The sequence below is a fragment of the Pseudoalteromonas phenolica genome (assembly GCF_044788725.1).
GTDB classification, from domain to species: domain Bacteria; phylum Pseudomonadota; class Gammaproteobacteria; order Enterobacterales; family Alteromonadaceae; genus Pseudoalteromonas; species Pseudoalteromonas phenolica_C.
In genome coordinates this window covers 400293-419299 of the sequence record NZ_CP173161.1, presented here as the reverse complement: position 1 = coordinate 419299, position 19007 = coordinate 400293, and the positions used below count along the sequence as shown (strand labels likewise).

Genomic DNA, 19007 nt, shown 5'->3' with positions numbered 1-19007 from the left:
TGTGTAAGCCTTTTTGTTTGCTAAAGCGAAAAGTTTTCAAATTCCGGCGTCATTTCAAAGTCACCTGCACGCTCAATTTCAGTATCAAGCTGCATTTGCTGGTGCCATTTCGACTCATCCCAAATCTCAAATTTATTTAATAGCCCTATGAGCATGATCTTTTTCCCCAAGCCTGCGTAATTACGTAGTGCCGGAGAAAGTAAAATGCGGCCATTCTTATCTAATTGGTAATCAGTGGCGTGCCCGACCAACATTCGCTGCAGTCGGCGAGCTCTTGGGTTCATACTGGAAAGCTTTACCAGTCGAGCGGCAATCTCATCCCACTCGCTGCGAGGGTATAACCAAAGGCATGGTTCGTTAATCGCAATAGTGCAAATCAGCGAGCCCTGTTCTTCAGACAAAAGCGGCTGACGATACTTAGTTGGTATCGCAAATCGACCTTTATCATCTAAATTTAGCGCACTTGCACCTGAAAACATGGAGCAACCAACCTTATCGTATTTTTAACCCTTCAGATCCAATTTGATCCACAAAAAACCACTTTTTCCCACAACTGCACAGTCTATGACTTGAGGAGTATTTTTGTCAAGCCGAAAACTAAGCCGAAAATATCAAAAAACCCAGATAAAATGCGGCTTTGCTGAAAGCCTATGAAATGGTTAAGAAAACCTAACAAGGTGGGTTGAAAACTTTTTTATAACAAAATTTTCATCTATTTTTCGCATTGTGCGAAATTCTCAAGAATGAAAATTGACCAGATAAAAAAGGGACAAAGCTAACTTCATTTTTGTACAAAGAGTAAGCATCTAAACTGCTAGACAAACTTGGCGATTGACTGGATTTTTTATACAATTACCAGTCTTGCTGCAGCTTGTCTCTGGACGTTATTATTTTAAATTTATCAATACCACGTCGATTTAATCGCTTATTGTTCTTGCTTTGCCTTCCAGGCCTAGCCGTGATCCTTTTCCAACTATTGGAAGAGCGTACAGACATATTAAAAGAACATGAGCAGCAAGCACGTGCGCTCGCATTACAAATCTCCCAGCTACAACGAGCCGATTTAGACAATACCAAACGCCTATTAAATCAACTTGCCATGCATGATGATTTATTACAGGCTGAAAACGGACAATGTAGTAAGTTACTTTCGCACGCGAGTTTGATCACCCCAAATATCGCCAATATTGGCTTAATCGATCTCGAGGGGAATGTCTTATGCACAGTAAAAAACACCACACAAAACATCAGTATCAAAGATAGACGTTACTTTCAGACAACACTTTCAACGCAAAAGTTTGCGGTAGGCCAATTTCAAGTTGATCGCTCAATAAAGCGTTTAACCGTCAATTTTGCAATGCCTGTATTTGACGCTCAAGGGAACCTAACCCATGTATTAGCAGTCGCAAAATTGCTTGAACAATGGAGTCAAAGCCTTAACCAACTTACCTTACCTGAAGACTCTCTGGCGATTATTACCGATGCCGATCATAATATCGTCGCCAATTACCCTTTTGATTATGGGTTACTAGGCACTAAACCAGATAAAAACTGGCCTTCGCTGAATTTTCATGGCGTATTGCAATATCAAGACTTAACTGGAGAGCGACGTATCTACCTTCGCCACCAAATCGAAGGAAACGATCTAAATAATCAGCTGACTTTGCATTTATCGATCCCTTTTGAAAATGCCATTGCTACAGCAAACAAAAAAGTAGGCATGATTTTATGCGTATTTTTAGTAGCCCTATTGTTGATGTTTTGGCAAGCGAGAAAACAGTTAAATCGTGTGTTACTGCAACCTTTAAAGTCGCTACAAAATGCTTTAGATGCGTTTGCCAAGGGTAATAAAACCTCTTGGCACCAGCAACCGCTCTCTCCTGAGTTCAAAGATGTGGCGATCCACTTTGAGCATATGGCGACACAGCGTCTTACAGCTGAAAATGCCCTTGCACATAAACATGCTGAATTAGCGAGCCTAATTCATGCCCTCCCAGATACTTACATACGTATCGATAACAAGGGGAATGTGCTGGCCTCCAATGTCACTTTTTCATTACCGCCAAAACACATAAGCGATTTACTGCCTCCACAACATTGTGAACAGCTGCTCGAAACATTGAGAAACAGCTTAAACACTCATACTAACCAGTTTGAATTTTATTCAAATATCAAAGACGAAGTACGTATCTTCGAAGCCCGAACAAATGAGCTAAAAACACATCAGCAAGCTATTGTGGTGCTGCGTGATATCACCGAACGCAAACAGCAAGAAAATGCCATGAAGTTAGCCGCTATGGTGTATAACAACTCAAGCGAAGGCATGACCATCACCGATGCCAACGGTATGATTCTTGACGTAAATCCAGCCTTCGAAAAAGTAACTGGTTACACAAAAGACGAAGTACTCGGTAAAAACACGGCGATCTTAAGCTCAGGTAAGCACAGTAAACAGTTTTATATGGATATGTGGCAACAGATCCAATCTAAGGGTGCCTGGCAGGGTGAAATAATCAATAAGCGTAAAAATGGCGAGCTATTTACTGAGTGGTTAACCATAAACTCAGTCTACGACAAAGCTGGAGAGCCTTACCAAAGAGTGGCCATCTTTACCGATATCAGCGAGAAAAAACGCCAAGACGAACTCATTTGGCGACGTACTCATTTTGATCAGCTAACTGAACTTGCCAATCGCTTAGAGTTGAAACGCCACTTAAAGCAAAAGTTGAACGAAGGTGTTGGACTTGCGATCCTGTTACTCGATCTCGATCACTTTAAAGATATCAATGACAGCCTAGGACATTACCACGGCGATAAACTTCTCAGAGAAGTAGCCAATAGGCTCAATCAATTAGTCGCAAAATGTAGCTTAATTTCACGCATTGGCGGCGACGAGTTTGTACTCGTTATTTCTGAACATACTGAGCATGAGCAATTAATGCAGATCAGCGAGCAAGTTCTTAACTTATTAAGGCCTGCGATTATGCTCGATGGCGAAGCATGTCATATCAGCGCCAGCGTTGGGATAGCGACCGCCCCTAAAGATGGCAACACGAGTGGCTTATTACTTAAAGCAGCTGATCAAGCAATGTATCTTGCAAAACAACAAGGTCGAAATGGGTTTGCCTTCTTTGATGCGCAAATGCGTCAGGCTACCGAACAACGTATGCAACTACTCAAAGACTTGCGCATTGCTATTCAGAAACAACAATTTGAACTGTACTTTCAGCCGATTGTCGATATGCAGTCACGTCAAGCGATTAAGGCTGAAGCCCTGATCCGATGGCAACACCCAGAAAACGGCATTGTCAGTCCTGCGACTTTCATACCTCTTGCTGAAGAGACTCAGTTGATCTTAGAGATAGGTGAATTCATATTTGAGTCTGCCTGTCGAACACAAAAGAAATTACTGGCTGCAGAAAAGCAAGTACAGCTTAGTATTAACGTATCCCCAGTACAGTTTTCTTCCAAACATAGTCGCTTACTCGATTGGAAAACACATCTCGATGAGCTATCACTTAACGCAGAGCAATTTGTTATTGAGATCACTGAGGGCTTAATGATGAACGCACAACAGCGTACCCAATCACGCTTAACGCAGCTCTCAAAGCAAGGGTTTGCGCTCGCTCTTGATGATTTTGGTACTGGTTACTCTTCGTTAGCCTATTTGAAACAGATGGATACTGACTTTATCAAAATCGATAAACGCTTTGTCGATGGTATTGCCGAAAGCCCTGATGATCTCGCACTATGCGAAGCCATGATAATGATGGCCCATCAATTGGGCCTAAAAGTGATAGCTGAGGGCATAGAGACAGAGGCGCAACACCTGCAATTGCTTGCTGCAGGGTGTGATTTTGGACAAGGTTATTACTATGCCAAACCATTACCAGAGAAAGACTTTTTAGCGTTTATTAATAATGACTAACTCGCCACCATAAGCAGCTTTTAACGCTCCAGTAAACGCTTTAATAAAGTCATTAAAGCGTCAATTTCTATTGGTTTACCTAAATGCGCTGTAAAGCCAGAACCTAAGTACATTTTCACGTCCTGCTCCATTACATTCGCCGTTAAAGCCACTATAGGGAGTTTTGGCAATTGCTGCTTAATAATCTGACAGGCCTGAACGCCATCCATTTCTGGCATTTGAATATCCATTAAAATCAGGTCGTAATGCTGACTCGATGCCATTTGAGTGGCTTCGAGCCCATTTTCAGCAAAACTAATACTCGCCCCTGTTGGCGTCAGCATGGCGCCAATGACCAAGCGATTTACTTGGTTATCTTCAGCAACCAATATTTTAAAGTCCTGTAGATCAGGTAGATCGGCATGAACCTCTTCTTTTTCATTCACTTTATCTGCAGAAACGGCTTTTAACGGAAGCATAATTTTAAATGTGCTGCCTTTTTGTAATTCACTCGTTACAGTAATTTCGCCCCGCATCAGATCAACTAACTGTTTTGAAATCGACAGCCCTAATCCTGTCCCGCCATATTTTCTTGTCGTTGAACTATCTGCCTGCTCAAATCGATTAAATAAGCGGTTCATTTGCTCTTGGCTTAGCCCAATACCAGTGTCTGTGACCTCTATACATACATTGTCTTTATTAAGTGCAAACACATGCACTGTGATTGCTCCTTCAGAGGTAAACTTAATGGCATTAGACACCACATTCTCTAATACCTGTTTAATACGAGTGCTATCACCTTCTCTGTACTGCCAAAAATCAGCCTCAAAGTCACATGTTAGTGTTAATTCTTTTGATTTAGCCGCTCGAGCTTGGTTTCTGAGCACTTGATTAACTAGCACTTTTACAGAAAAAGGCGCTGTTTCAATTGCAACTTTACCGGCTTCTAATTTTGAGAAATCTAAAATATCATTCAAAATCGCCAACAGTGAACGACTTGAGCTAAGTGCATTACTAACTAATTCATTATGTTTTTCACTCAGCGCGGATTTTAATAACAGTTGCAAAGTACCAAGAATTCCATTCATAGGTGTGCGAATTTCATGGCTCATATTCGCCAAAAACTCACTCTTAACTTTATCTGCGTGTTTTAGCTCAACCACTAACTCTTCTAATCTAGCAGTTTGTTTATCTACTCGAACTCTCAGCTGTTCATTAAAGCCAGCTAAAATCATAGTAAATGACATGCCCAGAGCAGCAACAATTAAACCTATAGTGAGTGTTAACCAACTTAACCAGTCTTTATTGTTATTTTCAAAAACTTCGGTGCTTTCAAAACTTAATTTCCAACTACGGCCAAACCAATCCAATTGATATTCTGTTGTAAAGTGTAAATCATGCTCATTGTGCGCAGTTTCAGGTGTATAGCTATACCAAGTATCCTGTTTAGATAAGTCACTTAAGGTATAACTAAAGCTATGCTTGTATCGACTGGTCGATAAAATGCGCTCAACAATCACGTCTATTTCAAGAACGACTTCGCTTAGCCCCAATAATTTGTTTGGATCGTTTTTATCGTAAACAGGAAAATAAACGACATTACCCGTCGCTTTGTTAGTTTGCTGCGCCAAAACTAAAGGTGCTGTGGCGATAGGAATATGCTGCTTTATCGCTTTTGCCGCAGCGACTCCTGCAATAGGATGACTATAAACATCTAGTCCAACTGCAGGGGCATTAACGTTATAAGGGGCAATAAAACTAATGGGTAAGAGCGTGTCGCCAATGTCATTGCTACCCGGTGCCTGTTTGATTTTTGCATCTGATATGCCCGCCATTTGCAATTTCTTTTTCCAAGCCGCAACTTCATTTGCTGGCACATATTCTACCCAACCCAAGGCTCTGTATAACTCGAAGTTGTCGCTTAAGAAGTCACTATAATGTTCAAACTCATTGATTTTCATAGCATGACCGGTTTGCATCAGCACACCTAAAGCTTTTAAATCATTTTCTACTGAGTTCTTCAATAGCTGCATAGAGACGAGTTTTTGTTCAGTGATATTGGCAAAACGGCTATATAAATTGTCGAAGTATACGGTTCTCGAATAATTAAAAGTCCAACAAACGGTAATAAAGAGTAAGAAGGCCGAGGCTAAGATCCACCTTTTATGACTCACTTCGCTATAGCGCTTGCTTTTAAATAAAAAAGTACAAATCGGTAAAAAGAATAGTACCCCAACCGTATCACCTACCCACCAGGTAAACCACACGAACAATAAACTGTCTGAGTGAATAAATCCTTGTTGTAATAAACTCCAAGCCCCTAGGGAAGAGGACACGATACTCGCGATTGGACCAGCTAGCAGCAATACTTTGATTAAGGTTTCGGCATGTTGAAAATTTAAAGGAAAACGACAAAAGCGCTTTATCAAAGAGTAAGCAAAAATGCATTGCAACACAGCCCCAGCGCTGCGCAACGCATTCCAAAACAAATTAGATATTTCAAAAGGTGAGCTAAAGAAGCCAGAATTATAAGTATTTACAAGCAAAGTACCGATAAACAACGGCAATAGTGAAAAACGCCCAAATGCTAACAGGCAAGCGATCGACCAACCAGCCGCAGGCCAAATCGCACTCGCAAAGCCAGGTTCAATATTAAACAGCGTGCCAAACAAGCCTAACAGAAAACAACTCAAGGCAATGCCTATAAAAAATACCCCTTTGGTTGTTAACGATGAGGTTTCTACGCCTTCGGCTTTTAGCATAAACATAAATACATAATTTCAGACATTATAAAAACATAGCATAACTTATCAGACAAAGCGGTGTTTTACATCAAAGTGTAAAAACACAAATTGTATACAATATTTATTTCCGCTATTATCTGGCTTCTATTTTACTAAACAGAATCCCGTCATGCGTATCACACTCATTATTCTTTGTTTGTTGGCCACACTTATGGGCTGTCAGTCAAAAACCATACACACTGTAGAGGACACTCCAATGACCCTAGATAATTTAGCAGAACAATATGTCAAATTAACGCTAGCTGTTGGTGAACATCACCCTTACTACATCGATGCTTATTATGGTCCCAATGAATGGCGTACAGGCGAGAAACGTCCATTAACAGAGTTAAAAGCTGATATCACAGCATTACTTGAACAACTTAATCGTATTCAAAGCTCACCAGAGTTGGCACAACGTAAAGCATTTTTACAAGTTCAAACTAAGTCTATGCTTACTTTTATTCAGCTTATTAATAAAGAGCATATTAGCTTTGATGATGAGTCGCTTCGTTTATACGATGCCGTTTCTCCAAACATTACAGAAGTCGAATTAGATAAAGCACTTGTTCAATTAGACACAATGCTACCGGGCTCAGGATCTGTCAGCGAGCGCATGAATCAGTTTATTGAGCAGTTTGTGATCCCTACCGACAAACTTGATAGCGTATTTAAAGCCGCAGTGGCTGAATCTCGTAAAAGAACCAAACAATACATTGAGCTTGAAGATCAAGAAAGTTTCACTATTGAGTATGTACAAGATAAGGTGTGGAGTGGCTATAACTGGTATAAAGGCGATAGTTTTAGCCTCATTCAAGTAAACACTGATTTTCCTATTTACATTGCGCGTGCTGTTGACCTAGCCAGTCACGAAGGATACCCGGGGCACCATGTATTTAACTCTCTGATGGAAAAACATTTAGTTAATGGCAAAGGATGGATTGAATACTCGGTTTACCCGCTGTTCTCGCCAATGTCACTGTTAGCCGAAGGCAGTGCCAATTATGGTGTAGATGTCGTATTCCCTCATGCCGAACGCATTCAATTTGAAAAAGACGTGTTATTTCCACTGGCTGGATTAGACGCCAGCAAAGTCGAAATTTACTATCAAGTACAAGAAGTTAAACAACAATTGTCGTATGCAGATAACATGGTTGCAAAGCGTTATTTAGATGGCGAGATTAATGACCAAGAAGCCGTAGAGCTATTGGTAAAATACACCTTAGTCACCGAGAAAAAAGCACAGCAGCGACTGGGCTTTATCAAGGCAAATCGCGCGTATGTGATCAATTACAACCTTGGTCAAGACATCGTTAAAGACTATATTGAAAAACAAGCAAAAGCTGGCACTCACGCTGAGATATGGGCACTGTTTAGCGAACTGCTCGCCAACCCTAAAACGGCCAGTATGATGCAATAAAAGTAATTAAATCTTATTGTAGAAGCTGCCATTGGCAGCTTTTTTATTGCTCTTAATTCCACTTTTATCTCTCGTACTCCTTTAAAAAACTAGTATTCAAAGCACGCCAATCCAGTTGCTCTTAAAATGCAGCTTTACAAAATAGTACAAGTGAACTATTTTAAAAAATAACACTTGTACTATTTTTGGTTTCCTATGAAATTTAACTATTTTCACAACAAACAAAGTCGCTTTGGTTTGCATAGTTTCACGCGCGCACTCTCTGGAGGACTAACAAGTCTGTCACCTAAAGTAAGTCTTTCTCTGGGTAAAAAACTATTATTAAACCCATTTGGTAAACGCAGTTATGCCTTTAAAGCATTACAGCCGTTAGAGGTTCACAATATCAACACTTCACTTGGCGATGCTCATGTTGCAGTATTTGGTGAGGGTCGTGAATTGGTCATTGTCAGTCATGGCTGGGCCGATAATAGCTCAGGGTTTGAAGCCATGATCGCTCACCTACTCACACAAGGGTTTAAAGTCGCAGCTGTAGATCATGTCGCACATGGGAAATCATCAGGAAAGCACACTCACTTGCTGAACTTTATCGAAACACTGAGCGAAACAGTTCAATACTTCGAGAAAAACAATCAACAAATACATGCCATTGTTGCCCATTCAATGGGCGCAGTAGCAACGCTCAATTTGCCAATGGATTTACTCAAACATAAAAAGTTAGTACTAATCGCGACACCGATTAATTTCTTCGAATTGATGTTTGAAAAAGTCGATAAAGCAGGCATTTCAACTAAGCTACTCACTCATGTACTCGAAAGCATAGGTAAGCAATTTGGCAGAGATTGGCAAAGCCTATGCCTCAGTCAACACACAGAGAAACTGTCAGACAATATTTATTTTGTACACGATGAGCACGATAAATATGCCAGCTATCAAAGTGTGTCTGAATATTTAGCTGCACAAAAACCCTCGCTATTCACAACCCAAGGGCTTGGTCATAGAAAACTTTTAGGGGATACTAAAGTGATTGAACATATCAGCAAGGTGATCACTTCTTGAGTAGCAAAGGCGAACGCACCCGTAATGAAATCTTAAAGCAAAGCATTATTTACAGCAGCCAATTCGGTTTGGCTGATGTTACGATAGGCAGTGTTGCCAAATTATGCGGCTTATCTCGTACAGGCGTTATTTCACATTTTAAGAATAAAGAAGACATGCAGATCGCCATTTTGCAATATGGCGAAACGCTATTCATTGAAAGGGTGATCACGCCTGCACGATGTGAAGCGCCTTTAGATCATCTACTTAAATTGCTCGATTGCTGGAGTACCTGGATCAACGATATGTTTAACGATCCTAAAATGAGCTGCCCGTTTATTAAAGCCGTTGTTGAATTTCAAAACCGCCCTGACTCGCAAGTAAGAAGCTTTGTTATCGCCCAGCAAGAACGCCTGCTAGGCTACCTTACACACCGCATTGAACGCTGTATTGAACAGAAAAAGTTCTCATCAAATATTCCGAGCCATGTCATTGCTTATGAGCTTTATAGTTTATATTTAGGCCATGCCATCACCAAGTATACGCTTTCTGAGAGCGCAGCCGGGGGGCTATTTAAGCAAAGTGTGTTAAGGCTGATAGAACAATACCGAGCGTAAATTCACGTAATAACAATCCTCAGTAACACTTAATCATTTTGAGGATTGGTATAAGAAATTAAATTAATCTGCTTATCAGAATAATTTACAACACCTAAAGCAGGTTTTCCGTGATAGTTTATACTCTAATTTTCTCAGCTTATTTTCTATGTTTAGGAAAGATAAGCTCTTATTAGACAAACAACAATAATCACAAGGGCGTGCTTAATATGTTGAGTACAGAGTCATTCATAGCGACTTTTTCTAGGCGCTACAAAATCGCACTGCTCGTTATCGCACTGGCAATGACTACCTCATTTTTCATACTCAACACACAACAGGCTAAGCAAGAAGCTTATGCCAACATTATTAATATCGCCGGCGAGCAGCGAATGCTATCGCAGCGTACCGCGCTACTGGTACATCGAATTCAGCCCATCATCTCCTCCTCAGAAAAACTGCGTTTCGAGCTTTCACTGGTTACAGAGAAGCTATTAAAGAACCAAGATTTTCTAAAGGATAAGTTTTCAGCTACTAATAGCGAATTTAAGCAACGGCTCGAACAACACTTCGAAAGTACATCATTGCCAGCACGAGTTACGCAATATACAGAATTAGCTTTAGGTGTTTTAAAAGCCCCTACTCAAGAAAACTTAGCCAACTTTACTCAATTTAATAACGACTTATTATTAACCGACCTCCACCATACCGTGGTGCTCTTTGAACAAGCTGCTTTGGCACAAAACACGACCTTACAAAGAGTTAATCTGGCCCTGTGGGTCATTTCGCTATTGCTCATTGTCTTTCTCATTTTCGCTATATTCAGACCCACTCAAGCTTGGCTTTCTAACACTTATAAAAGTTTATTGTTAGAAAAGAGGAGGGTTAAAGACGTGCAGTTTGCTATCAATCAACATGCCGTTGTTATGCGCGTTGATAAGCATACCAATCTACTTTTTTATAATGACAAATTTACTCAGCAGTATGGTTTCGAAAAGAAAGAGCTCCTTGGAAAAAGTGTAAAAGCTTTACACAGTGGTATCCACAATCAAGCATTTTACGACACCGTAACTAACGCCATAAAAAATCGTGAAGTGTGGCAAGGCGAAATTTGCAATAAAGCCAAAGATGGCCGCCTTTATTGGTTCGACACCAGTATTGTGCCTATCAAGCACATTGAAAATGAAGTTGATAGCTCTATCATCATTCAACACGACATCACTGAAAAGAAACGTACGCTAGAAGCGCTCACTCACATTCATCAAATCACCAGTGATTCGGCACAATCTCTCGACGAAAAAATAGAGCGTTTGTTAGTGTTAGGCAGAGATATTTTTAATTTGCCTCTAGCCATTATCAGCAACATAGACGAAGCAAATAATACTTATTTAGTTAAATATGCCTCAACCCCTAATGGGGCAATTAGCCCCGGCGCGGTATTCGAGTATCAACACTCTTATTGCCTTCATACCCTTAATGCAAATCACGCTATTGCCTATCATCATGCAGGGCAGAGCGATATTGCCACACACCCTTGTTATGAAAATTTTGCACTAGAGAGTTATATTGGCTGCCCGCTAGTAGTGTCAGGCAAGCGCATAGGGACGCTTAATTTCTCGAGTCCTGAAGTCACCCCGCACGCCTTTACCCAAACTGATCTCGAAATTGTGCAATTACTGGCCCATTGGATCAGCCATGAGTTTATGCGTGAAGAACAAGAAAACAAATTGCTTTCACAGCAACAACTCATGACGCAAATGAGTGAACAGGCCAATATAGGGGCTTGGGAAGTCGATTTAGTTGCAGAAAAAGTATATTGGTCAGACATGACCAAACAAATACACGAGGTAGAAGCTGATTTTGAACCACAGCTGAGCACAGCCATCAACTTTTATAAGCCTGGGTTCAGTCAAGAACGTATTTCAGAACTAGTTGCTCAGTCGATGCAAACCGGCGAGCCCTACCAAGAAGAACTGCAAATTATCACAGCCAAGGGCAATGAAGTCTGGGTTGAGGCCAAAGGGCAAACGGAGTTTCGAGACGGCCAGTGTATTCGCATGTTCGGCTCATTCCAAGATATTACCGAACGCGTCGAAGCGCAAAACAAACTGAAGTTCAGTAATCAAAGGCTCGAGTTTGTTTTAGATTCTACCGGCGTCGGCATTTGGGATTGGGAAATTGATTCGGGTAAAACCACCTATAACGAGCGCTGGGCAAATATTTTGGGGTACAAACTCAGCGAATTGGAACCTACTGACACGTTAACTTGGGTCAACCTAGTACACCCTGAGGATTTTAAATACTCAGAGCATGCACTGCGAGAACATTGGAACCGAGAGAATGAGATATATCTGTGTGAAATTCGCATGAAACACAAACTCGGTCACTGGGTCTGGATATTAGATACTGGTCGTGTGGTGGAATGGCACATTGATGGCTCGCCAAAACGCATGATAGGCACCCATTTAGATATCAGTGCCTCTAAGCAAGCCGAGCAAGATATCCAAGATAAAAACGAGCGTATGGCACTGGCCGCCGACTCTGCTGGTATTGGTATCTGGGACTATAACCTGGTCGATAACACCCTCACTTGGGACAGTTGGATGTTTAAACTCTATGGCGTAGCCGAGTCCGACTTTTCCGGTGCCTATGACGCTTGGGAAAGTGGTTTACATCCTGACGATAAAGTCGCAACAGAAGCGTTATTACAACGCGCCATCGAATATGATGAGAAGTTTGACACCCAATTTAGGATCATCTTACCAAATCGACAAGTTCGTCATATTAAAGCCTCAGCCATCAATAAAGTGAATGCTGAAGGCCAAGTAACCAACATGATAGGCGTGAATTATGACGTAACTGAGCGCGTAGAGTATGAGCATGTGTTGCAACAAGCGAAAACAGCCGCCGAAACAGCAGTCATAGCCAAAAATGAGTTCTTGGCCAGTATGAGCCATGAGATCAGAACCCCCATGAACGGGGTCATTGGGATGCTTGATTTACTTAAAAGTAGTCAGCTGTCAGATGAACAACATCATCGCGTTGCAATTGCGCAAAGCAGTGCAAATTCTCTATTAACTCTGATCAATGACATTCTCGACTTCTCTAAGATTGATGCCGACAAACTCGAGCTAGAAAACATTCCATTCAATCTAACCACTATGCTAGGAGACTTGTGTGAATCCTTTGCCATGACGATTGAATCCAAAGGTTTAGAGTTAATACTTGATACCACTGAACTTCCAAACAAACTCATCGTGAGTGATCCTGGTCGGATCCGCCAAGTGCTGACTAACCTGATTGGTAATGCCATTAAGTTTACTCATCAAGGTGAGATACTCGTTTCTGCGCACCTTCAAGGTGAGCGATTAGACACGCAAGAGCTGATATTAAAAGTCAAAGATACCGGCATTGGTATTGCGCAAGACAAACAAGCGCATGTCTTCGAAACTTTCAGCCAAGCTGACTCTTCAACCACCCGAAACTATGGTGGAACAGGACTTGGCTTAGCCATTGTGAAAAAGCTATGTAATCGAATGGATGGCTCAATCTCTTTGCAAAGCAAGCTTGGAGAAGGCAGCGAATTTACTTGTGTATTAAGAGTCTCTAGCTGCGAGAAAAATGATACGACAGTGCCTGATGTCGATATTTCTTCACTACATATCTTAGTTGTTGATGATAACGAGACCAATCGAGAAATTCTCGATAAACAACTCTCGCAATGGGGCGCTCAAGTGACCACCTGTAAAAGCGGTGAGGATGCCATTGGGCTGTGTACACCTGTGCCCAATACTAAACACAGCAGGTTTGATATTGCTATTTTAGATATGCAAATGCCTAGAATGAATGGGGTTCAGTTGGCTGAGAAACTGCAAAAACTCGAAAACTGTCAGCAAATGCAATTGATAATGATGACGTCTATGCAAACTCGAGGTGATGCACAATATTTCGCAAAATTAGGGTTTAAGGGGTATTTTCCTAAACCGACAACTCATCAAGATTTAATTAGTGCCCTGAAAATTATTTCAGATAAAGGCGCCTCATTAGAAAAAGCTAAACCCCTAGTCACACATCATTATATTAATGAGCTACAACACGCCAAAGAAACTCACCAAACTCGAGAGCATGAATGGTTAACAGCGCTTAAGATACTCTTGGTTGAAGATAACCCTGTGAACCAAATTGTCGCCAAAGGCGTGCTGAAAAACTTAGGACTAGAATGCGACTGTGCTGAAAACGGCCAACAGGCTTTAACGCAACTTAAATCACAAGCAACGCCCTATGATGTCATCTTGATGGATGTACAAATGCCCGAAATGGATGGCTTCCAAGCTACACGTCTCATCCGACAGGGTGAAGCGGGTTTACACCATCAATCTACCTATATCATTGCCATGACAGCCAATGCGATGAAAGGTGATAAAGAAAAGTGCTTAGATGCGGGAATGAATGAATATATTGCCAAGCCAATCAACTTAAATGCGTTGAAAACAGCCCTGCTTAGCACAAATACAAGGTCATCAATGGGCTCAAGTCTCAAATAAAAACGCCCACTCATGGTGGGCGCTTGGTCGTTCTTTACTTCGAGGCTTATCTATTAACGAATTGACTGTACGATAAAGTCCAGTACATCATCGCCAGATGGTCGATAGCTCAAATCAAATAAAGGCGTCGGTTTATTTACTAAGCCACGCTCTACCACTTCATTGGTAATCGCAAAATCAAGTAACCCTGTTTTGCCCACCAGCAAGTTATCGAGCGACTGCGTTTTTGCCAGTTCAACGATATCTCTAAAGCCACTGAGATAGAGATAATCTTTGGTGAACCCACCACCCCGATAAACACGGGTTGTTAAGGTAAAGGCAAACTCTCTGTCTAACTCAAACTCACTCACTAAAGTGTGGAAGGTTTTCACAAAGTCGCGATGCTTGAGCATATAGTTCACGGCGATAACACGCAGTGCCAAAGTTTGCAGGCGCGATAGTGTTAAACTCCCCGAACAATACTCACTGTAGATTGCTAAACCTTCTTGAGTATGAGTATTACCTGACAAACCTAACCCAAACACCTTCAGCGGTTGCTTTTTAGCATTCAGCGTCGTCACCATATGAATGCCTAACTCATGAAAAGCAAAAGCATGAATTTCTTTTTCGGTAAAACTGGCGTCTCGGTTAACCAATAACAACGCTTTATCGTTATTGACCATGGCCTTAGCAACTATTTTTGCCGACTTTTCGATGCGACAGTTTAAGCCCCACTCTTGCGCCTGGGCTTTAAAGCAAGCGATTGCCTCATCCGCATTCAGCACTTTTTCACTTTCATCAGTTTGTGGCTTTAAGTGCAGTAAGAATCGTGCATTCGCAATGTCTTCTTCACTCGGCTCGCCATAGTATTTTAATGAGTTATACATAAACTCATCGGTACCTATGGTGGCCAACAAATCAATTTTGTTCGCCAAATTATCGATGATATGACGATACAACTGCTGAATATCGGCATCGAGAATATTATCAACCGGTAATTTATAGAGCTTTTCTCTGAACTTATAAGGGTTTAGATCTAGCTGCTTATAGTTAAAACTCGGCGCAATATAGCTATTTTTCAAAAACTTTTTACGCTGCGCTTGCAGGTTTACTGGGTTAATAAAGTTCAGCGTTTCAATATGACGACATAACGAGAATAGCGCTTTATCAACTTCTAGTACCTCAGGGCTGATACTTGAAGACAGCATATCGGCTTTTTGCATGCGTTTTTTACTGCCAAAACGGCGAATAAAATACGCAGCGGTTTCAGAGATAGCACTCTTAAAGCCTGCTTTTAACTCTTCAAGCACCAAAGGATAAACATCGCCCGATGTTTCATCCATAAAGACTTTTTTGACTTCTGTTGGTAACACTAGGGTGTTATCAAAGTGTGCATTCACATGACTTATTAAATAACCACGACCGTGAAACACTTCGTCTGTTGCAGCACGCACTGATAAGTTAGGCAATTCAATCTTGTTCAATTGCTTCTCAAAGTGCTTAACCACACTGCCCCAACGCTCGACATCAATTTGCCCAGAGCCAATATTAAACGTCGGCGTGTCTTTTTCGATGCGCTTGTAGTTGTACGAGTGAATATCAAACACAATTGCTCGACTAAACAGTGACTCTACTTTAGCAATAATCGCTTCAAGCACATTATAAAAAGACTCATGTTTAGCTTGGCTAATTGCACGCTGCTTCGCACTTAAAGGCTTTTGCCACACCTGTTTATTCCACGCCGTTTTAAAATACGTAGACAGAGTTTTGGCACGATTTAAGTCGTATTCAAAACGCGAGTCGTTCCCTATCAACTGAATAGGAAACGACGAGATCAACTCATCGGTATAAGGATCTTCTTCGAAAAAGCGTTCATCTTTACTGAGCATAAAGGTTTTTTCGAGATCTTTACGTAAACGGTGGCCGTTATGAATGGCCGCACAGATCACCGGCGTATATTCATCAATTTTAATAATAAAGGCGCCGCCTTCGACTTCAGCGTGAAAGCTCTCACCCTTATTAATTTTCGCGATGCACGCCTGCTCAGACAGCGTTAGCATTTTCGATTACCTGTCTGAATTCAGTTTTACGATTGCGTACTAACTCTTTGGCATGCACGACGCTTTCAACAAAATCAATTACCTGCGCTTGTAATTTCACACGGTTTAATTTGTTGATACGTACAATGCCACCTGGGCTTAATACATTCACTTCAATCAACTTACCGCCAATGACGTCGATACCAGTAAAATAAAGGCCATCGCGAACCAGTTTAGGGCCAATGTACTTACACAGCTTTTTCTCTTGCTCTGTCAGTTTATGTTTCACAACTCGGCCACCCGCATGCACGTTTGAACGAAGATCACCTGTTGCTGGCACACGCTTCATAGCACCAATTGGTTCGCCGTTGAGCATCATAATGCGTACATCGCCTTCTTCTGCACCTTCAACGTAATCTTGTAAAATAACGTAGTTCTCACCTTTACCATGCTCATCACCGCCGATATAAAAATCGAGTAGCGATCTAAAGCTTTGACGTGCGGACTTTTCAATGACAATTACACCGCGACCGCCAAACCCATCAAGTGGCTTTAAGATCATGCGATCGCTGTCAGACTCATCAAAAATACGCTCTAAGTATTCGCGGTTTTTTGATACGTGTGTTGCCGGAATAAACTCGCTCTCAGTATCTTGGAAAGACGCCGTATAGATTTTATTGTTCGCTATACGTAAACCATCTAAGTCATTCATAATGAAAGTATCACCGCGCACTGAGTCTAAGAAATTCAGTGCTAAGGTATCTAGCGGTGGGTTGGCACGCATGATAATGGCATCAAAACCAGCAAGCGGCAGTTGAGTACGCTTTAAATCGGCATTTTTGTAAAAACTCACGACATTGTCAGAACACTTTGTTTTACGAGTAAATACATCACAGAATGCACTCGCCACACTGTCGCGAATAGTCAGGTTATTCACCGTTGACATGGCAACAGTATGACCGCGCTTAACACACTCATGTATTAAACGAAGTGTGGTATCTGTCTCAGGCTCAACACGATCCCAAGGGTACATAATAAAACAAATTTTCATGGCTATATGTCTTTAAGATTTTAAATACCTATCCTCCTAACTCGATATTATTAAGGACAGGTATATCAGTAATAGAAATAAAATTAGCCAGTCGAAACTGGCTAATTGGCAATCAGATATAAAGATTGGGTCGTATGATTAATCAGCTAAACTGAAGTCATTCCCCATGTCTTGCACAGTTCGGCCGCTGCTTCTTGAGAAGCTGTGACCCACTTTGCTTTTATCGATTGCTTTTAAGTATTTTTTCCAAAGCTTGGCAGCATGTAAGGTGCTCTCACCTTCGTCTTTCACCTGCGCTACAAATAATTGCTCTTCTTCATTTTCAGGTTGCAAGGTCTCATTCGCCAGTGCACTTAACGTATGGCCGTAGCTTTCTAAAAACTCAGCCTCTTTCAACGTAAAATGACCGCTTCTTGATAACCCGTGTGAAAATGAGTGGTCGCCATAAAACAGTGTTTTACCTTTACGAATCGTCGTATTCATATGTTCCCCTAAGTGGTTTGCCATATAACGGTTAAATAAAGTTAGATACAACTGATTAATCTATACCCAGCTTTTATGAACAAATTATTGCCAAGAGCAAAGAAAGCTCTTATTTGCGGAATGTATGTAAAAATCAACGAGAAGAAAAACAAAAAATATTTGTCGTGAAGATAATATTTATTTAAATTGAGGCCATTATGAGAAGAGAGCCATGACACATGGATATTAGAGTTTTTAAAACTTTTATTGCGGTTGCAGAAAATCGCCATTTTGGACGCGCGGCAGAAACATTATATATCACCCAAGCCGCTGTTAGCGCAAGAATAAAACAGCTTGAGGAGTTTTATAATACCTCTTTATTTATTCGTGAAAAAAATAACCTTCGCCTCACCCCTGCAGGTGAAGCTCTATTGTCACATGCACATTTGATGGTGAGTCAGATGGCGCAATCAAAAATCTCGCTCTCTATTGCAGCCATGCAGAAAAATACTTTCAGTGTCGCTGCTACACCCAATGTGTGGGATGCCTTCTTTAGCTCTCGCATCAAAGATATGTTATCGCTTTTTGGTGATTTGGTGGTCGCAGCCGATCTCTCTGTGCGCGAAGCGATCCAAAGAAAGTTAGAAGACCGCTCCCTGGATGTGGGCTTACTTACCGATCCGATCAAAGACAGCGACTTTTGCAATGAATTAATTGGTCATTTTGATTTATCACTGGTCGGCAGTCGTGCTGAGTTTGATGCCGAGGTAGAAGATTATGTATTGGTGGATTGGGGCATTACCTTTCAAAAAGAGCACGCTTTACACCATAAAGTCACGCCAACCTTTAAAACTTCTGCGGCTATGATTGCACTAGAAGTGCTACAAACTCAGGGAGGGTTTGCTTATTTACCCTACCCGCTGGTTCAAGAACTCATTGAAAGCGGCGAGTTATTTGAAATAGAAACACCACTACAAATTAAGCGACCGATTTATTTGGTGTACCGTAAAAACAACCCTCAAGAGCAATTGATTTCAGAATTTAAGGCGTTGTTTTCTAAGCTTCAGTAACGAAAATGGCTACTGAGATAAATTTACAACAATCTTGTGATAAATTTGTGAATAATTAGCCATAGTTTCGCGATAACTGTCTTGCACACTAGGTTTGTGTTTAACAAAACTAAAAGAG

The 19007-nt window shown here is 41.2% G+C and carries 11 protein-coding genes; 6 read left to right on the top strand and 5 right to left on the bottom strand.

What is annotated here, in order from left to right; genetic code table 11:
- Positions 1-20 precede the first annotated feature (20 nt).
- Positions 21-479 (bottom strand): division/cell wall cluster transcriptional repressor MraZ, encoded by a 459-nt coding sequence (mraZ, locus tag ACH784_RS01970; RefSeq protein ID WP_404393087.1) that lies wholly within the window; start codon positions 477-479, stop codon positions 21-23.
- A gap of 479 nt (positions 480-958) precedes the next feature.
- On the opposite strand from mraZ, the gene ACH784_RS01965 reads away from it, so the two are divergent.
- Positions 959-3928: an EAL domain-containing protein gene (locus ACH784_RS01965; protein WP_404393085.1), complete on the top strand. Its 2970-nt coding sequence runs from the start codon at positions 959-961 to the stop codon at positions 3926-3928.
- A gap of 20 nt (positions 3929-3948) precedes the next feature.
- Here ACH784_RS01965 and ACH784_RS01960 read toward each other — a convergent pair whose 3' ends face one another.
- Positions 3949-6669, bottom strand: a complete 2721-nt coding sequence (locus ACH784_RS01960) for an ATP-binding protein (protein ID WP_404393083.1) — start codon at positions 6667-6669, stop codon at positions 3949-3951.
- 151 nt (positions 6670-6820) lie between these two features.
- On the opposite strand from ACH784_RS01960, the gene ACH784_RS01955 reads away from it, so the two are divergent.
- From ACH784_RS01955 to ACH784_RS01940, 4 genes are all read left to right on the top strand, one after another.
- Positions 6821-8110, top strand: coding sequence for a hypothetical protein (locus tag ACH784_RS01955; protein ID WP_404393081.1), 1290 nt, complete (start codon positions 6821-6823; stop codon positions 8108-8110).
- A gap of 195 nt (positions 8111-8305) precedes the next feature.
- A complete protein-coding gene (locus ACH784_RS01950; RefSeq protein ID WP_404393079.1) occupies positions 8306-9169 on the top strand; it encodes an alpha/beta hydrolase in 864 nt (287 codons plus the stop codon).
- Positions 9166-9765 carry a TetR/AcrR family transcriptional regulator gene (locus ACH784_RS01945; RefSeq protein ID WP_404393077.1) on the top strand — a complete coding sequence of 200 codons (600 nt, stop codon included), beginning with the start codon at positions 9166-9168 and terminating at the stop codon, positions 9763-9765. Before ACH784_RS01950 ends, ACH784_RS01945 begins: the two co-directional genes overlap by 4 nt.
- 209 nt (positions 9766-9974) lie before the next feature.
- Positions 9975-14288, top strand: coding sequence for a PAS domain-containing protein (locus ACH784_RS01940; protein ID WP_404393075.1), 4314 nt, complete (start codon positions 9975-9977; stop codon positions 14286-14288).
- Positions 14289-14341: 53 nt separating this feature from the next.
- Here the strand turns inward: ACH784_RS01940 and ACH784_RS01935 are convergent, their stop codons facing one another.
- From ACH784_RS01935 to maoP, 3 genes are all read right to left on the bottom strand, one after another.
- Entirely contained in the window at positions 14342-16327 is a 1986-nt protein-coding gene (locus tag ACH784_RS01935; protein ID WP_404393073.1) for a flavohemoglobin expression-modulating QEGLA motif protein, read from the bottom strand.
- Entirely contained in the window at positions 16311-17357 is a 1047-nt protein-coding gene (gshB, locus tag ACH784_RS01930; RefSeq protein WP_404393071.1) for a glutathione synthase, read from the bottom strand. The genes ACH784_RS01935 and gshB overlap by 17 nt, the downstream gene beginning before the upstream one ends.
- A gap of 138 nt (positions 17358-17495) precedes the next feature.
- On the bottom strand, positions 17496-17840 hold the full coding sequence (maoP, locus tag ACH784_RS01925) for a DUF413 domain-containing protein (RefSeq protein ID WP_404393069.1): 345 nt from the start codon (positions 17838-17840) through the stop codon (positions 17496-17498).
- Positions 17841-18058: 218 nt separating this feature from the next.
- On the opposite strand from maoP, the gene ACH784_RS01920 reads away from it, so the two are divergent.
- Positions 18059-18889, top strand: a complete 831-nt coding sequence (locus tag ACH784_RS01920) for a LysR family transcriptional regulator (RefSeq protein ID WP_404393067.1) — start codon at positions 18059-18061, stop codon at positions 18887-18889.
- Positions 18890-19007 lie beyond the last annotated feature (118 nt).